The sequence below is a fragment of the Streptomyces ureilyticus genome (assembly GCF_011045025.1).
Classification (GTDB): domain Bacteria; phylum Actinomycetota; class Actinomycetes; order Streptomycetales; family Streptomycetaceae; genus Streptomyces; species Streptomyces ureilyticus.
In genome coordinates this window covers 1-5434 of the sequence record NZ_JAAKZX010000357.1, presented here as the reverse complement: position 1 = coordinate 5434, position 5434 = coordinate 1, and the positions used below count along the sequence as shown (strand labels likewise).

The 5434-nt window shown below is 71.7% G+C and carries 3 protein-coding genes; 1 reads left to right on the top strand and 2 read right to left on the bottom strand.

Annotated features, from left to right (window positions below; genetic code table 11):
• Together lhgO and G6048_RS46530 are read right to left on the bottom strand one after the other, a co-directional pair.
• Positions 1-1183: L-2-hydroxyglutarate oxidase (lhgO, locus tag G6048_RS46535; RefSeq protein ID WP_328829006.1), on the bottom strand; the 1183-nt coding region annotated here is incomplete at its 3' end.
• A gap of 121 nt (positions 1184-1304) precedes the next feature.
• Positions 1305-2729, bottom strand: coding sequence for an MFS transporter (locus G6048_RS46530; protein WP_165345661.1), 1425 nt, complete (start codon positions 2727-2729; stop codon positions 1305-1307).
• Between the two features lie 661 nt (positions 2730-3390).
• Between G6048_RS46530 and G6048_RS46525 the strand changes: the two genes are divergently transcribed.
• A partial coding sequence (locus G6048_RS46525) for an asparagine synthase-related protein (RefSeq protein ID WP_165345660.1) occupies positions 3391-5434 on the top strand: 2044 nt, incomplete at its 3' end.

The window sequence follows — 5434 nt, the reverse complement described above, 5'->3', positions numbered from 1 at the left end:
CCAGAACCCTCCGCCCCACCTCCCGCCCAATCGGCAGCGAAGCGGTAGCCGCAGGCGACGGCGCGTTCAGCACATGAACCGTCCGCGCCCCCTCCCGCAGGAGGAAGTCGTCGACCAACGTGCCGTCCCGAAGAACCGCCTGCGCCCGAACCCCCGCAGAAGCCGGCACCAGGTCATCCGAGGTCACCGCAGGCAACAACCGCCGCACAGCCCCGGCAAACGCCGCCTTGGACACCGACCGCCGAAGCTCACCCCCGCCATACCGCCAGTGCCGCCGAGCTATCCGCCAAGCCCCGGGCCAGGCCAGCGTCGCTCCCAGCTCCCGAGCCCGCACGGTCCGCCAGTCATACCCCTCACGGGCCAACGCAGGCACAGCGTTCGGCCCGATATGGACACCCCCATCAATCCCCCGAGTGAGATGCACCCCGAGGAACGGAAACGCCGGATCCGGCACCGGATACACCAGCCCCTTCACCAGCCAAGGCCGCGCCAGCGAGTAGTACTCCCCCCGGAACGGCACGATCCGCATCCCAGGCTCGTCCCCCGCAAGACGAGCGATCTCGTCACAGTGCAGCCCCGCACAGTTGACGAGCACACGCGCGCGTACGACGTCCCCGTCGCCCGTACGCACGGCGACCCCGAGGTCAGGACGCCGGTCGATGTATGTGACCTCTGCCCCGTACCGAATCTGCGCCCCCGAAGCCTCCGCAAGCTGCCCGGCCACCCCCACGAAGTCGCAGATCCCCGTCGTCGCGACATGGATCGCGGCGAGCCCCCGAACCTCCGGCTCATACTCGGCGATCTGGGACGCCCCCAGCTCCCGTACCGGAATGCCGTTCTCCCGCCCCCGCTGCACCAGCGCATGCAGCCGAGGCAACTCGTCCCGCTCCGTGGCGACGATCAGCTTCCCCGTCACGGCATGCGCGATCCCGTACTCCGCACAGAACTTGACCATCTCCGCCGCACCCCGCACGGCATACCGCGCCTTGAGCGACCCGGGCCGGTAGTAGATCCCGCTGTGGATGACCCCGCTGTTGCGCCCCGTCTGGTGCCGGGCAGGCCCGGGTTCCTTCTCGAGCACCATCACCCGAGTCCCCGGCGCGGCTCGCGTCATCGCATACGCCGTGGACAGCCCGACGATCCCCCCGCCGACCACGACCACATCACAGTCATAAGCGATCACGCGCCGCACCTTCCCACCTCCCACTTAGATAGTGCACTGCGCCACTGACAACGCACCGAAACCCGCGCCCCAATGGGGCGCGGGGCTGTGTCGGTTTGCGGCTCCGCCGCGTGGGCGCGCCCTACGCCGGAGCGACGAGCAACGGCCGAGCCCTCTCCCGCAACTCAACAACCCGCGGCTCATCCCCATACGGCTCCAGCCGATGCAGAAGATCCTTCACGTACTCGGTGGTGCGCGCCGAGGAAATGCGCCCCGCCACCTCCACCGCCCGAACACCCTGCTCGCACGCCGCGTCCAGGTTCCCCGATTCCAGCTCGGCAACCGCGGACACCACAAGCCGCAGACCATGCGACCGCACGAACTCCTCCGTCGGCTTCGACAACGCCTGCTCGGTGAACCGCCGCACCTGGCGCGGAGCCTTGAGATCGCGGTAACACTCCGCGGCATCGGCGGCGAAACGGTCGTACGAGTAGAAGCCGAGCCAGGACGGATCCTGGTCGCCGTCGCGGGCCCGCTCCAGCCAGCCCTCGGCGGCCTTCAGGGCCCCGCCGGCCGCCTGGGCGTCACCCGCGCGCGCGTGTGCGCGTGCTTCGACGAGGCTGAAGAAGCTCATGGTGCGGGCGGTGGCGAGGCCACGGTTGCGTTCCAGTGCGGCCTGGGCGAGGTCGACGCCCTCGTCGCCGAAGCCGCGGTACGTCGCCTGGAGGGACATGGTGGCGAGTACGTAGCCTCCTAGTGGCACATCGGCCGCCGCGCGCGCGAGGCGCAGCGCCTGGATGTAGTACCGCTGGGCGGCCTCCTGCTGGCCGGTGTCGAAGGCCATCCACCCGGCGAGCCGGGTCAGCTCGGCCGAGGCGCCGAACAGCGCCCGGCCCACCTCGTCGGAGTACGAGCCGAGGAGCAGCGGCGCCGCCTCGACTCGTAAGCACTCGGGCACCATGGACGAACGCCAGTCGCCGCCTCCGTACTTGGAGTCCCAGCGCCTGGCGTCCTCGGCGGCCTCACGCAGTTTCTGTACGTCGCTGTGGCCGACTTTCAGCGGTGCTCCGGAGCCGTCCACAGGGCTCGCGTCGCGGGCCACCGAACTGTCGGCCGGGGTTATCAGCCACCGGGAGGCGGGAGTCGCGTACGCGCTCACCGCGAACGATCCGGCCAGTGACTGCCAGATGCCTCCGGAGCCGGCTTTGCGCCCGGCGAGGTCGAGACGGTACAGGTCCGTCGCGGCGCGCACGGCCTGTCCTACGTCACGGGGGAAGGCGAGGCCCACTTCCGGGGCGGGATCCGCGTCCGCCAGACCGATCTCGTGGAGCGGTACGGGGCGGCCGAGCTTCTGGCCGATGGCCGCGGCGATGAGGTGCGGGGCCGCACCCTGCGGCACCATGCCCTTCGACACCCAGCGCGCCACCGAGGTCTTGTCATAGCGAAGAGTCAGTCCGCGCTGTGCGCCAAGATCGTTGACGCGACGGGCGAGGCCTGCGTTGCTGATTCCCGCGAGGGCGAGAACGGCGCCGAGTTTTTCGTTCGGCCCGCGTTGCTCCCTGGACATGCGCCACCCCTCGACACAGACGGCTGCCGCGTTGGCATAACCACGCGGCATTCGTAAACCCAGCGTAGTTCGCCGCATCCCATGCGTTAAGAGGCATAGTTCCGGATGGCGAGATTGTGGTACGCGGGGAAGTACGCAGCGTTGTGGTGTGCTCCTGGTGTGTGGCTGTGCGCCCGGCCGTGCGCTCTTCTCCGGCCATCGTCGAATCGCTTCCATGGATCCTGCGTGGGTCGGCCCGCTGTACTGGATCCAGCGGGCTGGGGGACACCGCCGTCACATATCCCCGCGGGCGGCGGACCGGTCCGGGAGGCGAACTCCGCCTCCCGGATCGTGCGTTGAGCAAAGCCTGTACGGAGCGTGTGCACGCCCGTGCGCCCACCGCCGATTTGGCTGATTTTCGCCCCTGCCCTCTGCGCCCGAATATCCCTTCTACCATGGCACTTGAGGGCGCGTTGAGTGTCGTGGGGGAGCGAACCGGGGGCGCATTCGCGTCGTAATCTCCGTGCTCCGTGCGTGCGTTCGCTCCATTGCGGGCATCTCCCAAGGGGCGCACTCTGGGGTGCACAAGCGGCGGCAGGGACCCACCGGCGCGCTCTCTTCGTGGCAGCATGGTGCCCAGTTCGTACGGTGCACTGGTTGTCCACAGCCTGTGGAGGCGGCGATGCGGTGGTTGGTGGGGTGGAGCAGTACCGCCGCTGGTGCTCCTGAGGTCGGCTCGGCGGGAGCCACGGGCAGCGACGGCGAGACGGTGCACCCGGTGGGGTCCCAACTCCTGTGGGGCGACCCCGATCCGCTCTGGGCGGTCGGCGACTGGCGCCCCGACGAGGTGCGCGTCGTGAAGGCCGATGCGCAGAACCGGATCGCGGTGCTCGGCACCTGCGGCGCCTCCGACGAACAGCTGCGCGTGGGCCTGGTCGCCGCGCGCGGAGGGGCACTTCGCCATCTGACGGCCTGGTCCGGCAGCTACACCGCGGTCGTCCAGGTGGGCCGCCGGGTGATGGTGTGCGGCGATCTGGCGGGCGCACGGCCGGTGTTCTACACCCCCTGGGCGGGCGGCACGGCGTACTCCACGGCCGCGCTCCCCCTCGCCGACCTCATCGAGGCGAACCTCGACTTCGGACACCTCGCAGCCATCCTCGCCGCCCCCGACGTACCCGCCGCCCTGCACAACTCCACGCCCTATCAGGGCGTGCAGCGCATTCCGCCGGGGCACGCGCTGGTCCTGCGCGCCGGGGCACGCGAGATCGCCGGGTACGAACCGGTGGCCTCCCTCGCCGTCGCGGCCGCCACCGTCGACCCCGACAGCGCGGTGGACGCCGTACGCGACGCCCTGGTGGAGTCCGTACGCGCCCGTCTCGCCGCTCCCCGCCATGTCCCCGGCGCCGATGTGGACCCCGGTCCCGTGCCCGGCATGGGCCCCGCCGAGCGGCGTGCGGCGCGCGGCATGCCCGTACCCGGCATAGGAGCCGACCTCTCCGGAGGCCCCGCTTCTGGAACCCTCGCCCTCCTTGCCGCCGGTCTCCCCGGAATGCCGGGCACCGTCCTGGGGCACGGAACGGGCGCCGGCGAACGTCTCCTTGCCGTCACCTTCAACGACCTCGCCGTGAAGGGCCGCGAGGCCGAACTGGAGCGCGCCGGAACCCTGGCCGCCAACCCCCGGCTGCACCACGTAGTGGTCACCGGCGGCGAAGAGGTCCTCCCCTACGCCGAGTTGGAGGGCCCGCTGACGGACGAACCGGGCCCCTCCCTGGTGACCGCCGCCCGTCATCGCGCGCGGCTCGCCGCGGGCAGCGCGGACCACTTCACGGGGTACGGCGCCCGGCAGGTCCTGGACGCGCACCCGGCACGCCTCGCCGACCTCCTGATGGACCGCAAACGACGTCATCTGGTGCGCCCCGTCGCCGCGTTGGCGAAGGCGGACGGCTCGGTCCTGGTCCCCGCGCGCGTGTACGGCGCGGCGCGCAAGCTCGCCCGTACGCCCTATCTCGTCGGCATACAGGGTCTCGCCGACCGCCTGCTGCACCGGAGCTTCGACGAGCCCGGAGGTGCCGTGGGGGCGTCCCTCGCCGCGCTCACCTGGGGCAGACCGGGCCCCGCGGCGCGCTGGCTCACCGGCGAGGCGCTCGCTGAAGTATCGGTTCGCCTGACGGGCGCGACGAGCCGGGCCGGCGTCGGCCCCGGCCAGCGCCCCGGCGACTTCCGAGCCCGCGCCGCCCTCGCCCGGCACGCCGCCGACCTCCGCATCCTCGAACAGGCCGCCGAGGTCCGCTTCCAGCGCCTGCACGCCCCCTTCCTCGACAACCAGGTCGTACGTGCCTGCCGCGCCCTCCCCGAGGCCCTACGCGTCCAGCCCGGAGCCCGCGCCGCCATACTCCGTACGGTCCTGGAAGGCGCCGGCGTAGCCGACCTCCCTCCCGGCTGGGGCGCCCCCTCCCACGCCACCTCGGCAGCCGCCGCCCGCACAGGCCTGCGCGCCGCCGCCGACACCCTCGTCGACCTCTTCGACACGCCGCTCCTGGCCCAGGCGGGCCTGATAGAGGCCAGGGTCGTCCGCAAGGCCCTCCGAGCGGCAGCGGAGGGCGAGCCATTGCCCCTGGAGGGGCTGGCGGACCTCGTCTCCCTGGAGCTGTGGCTCGGCCGCCTCCTGGACCGCAGGGGCACGTGCTGGACGGGCACGCCTGCGCGGGCGCGGGCGGTGCCTGGGG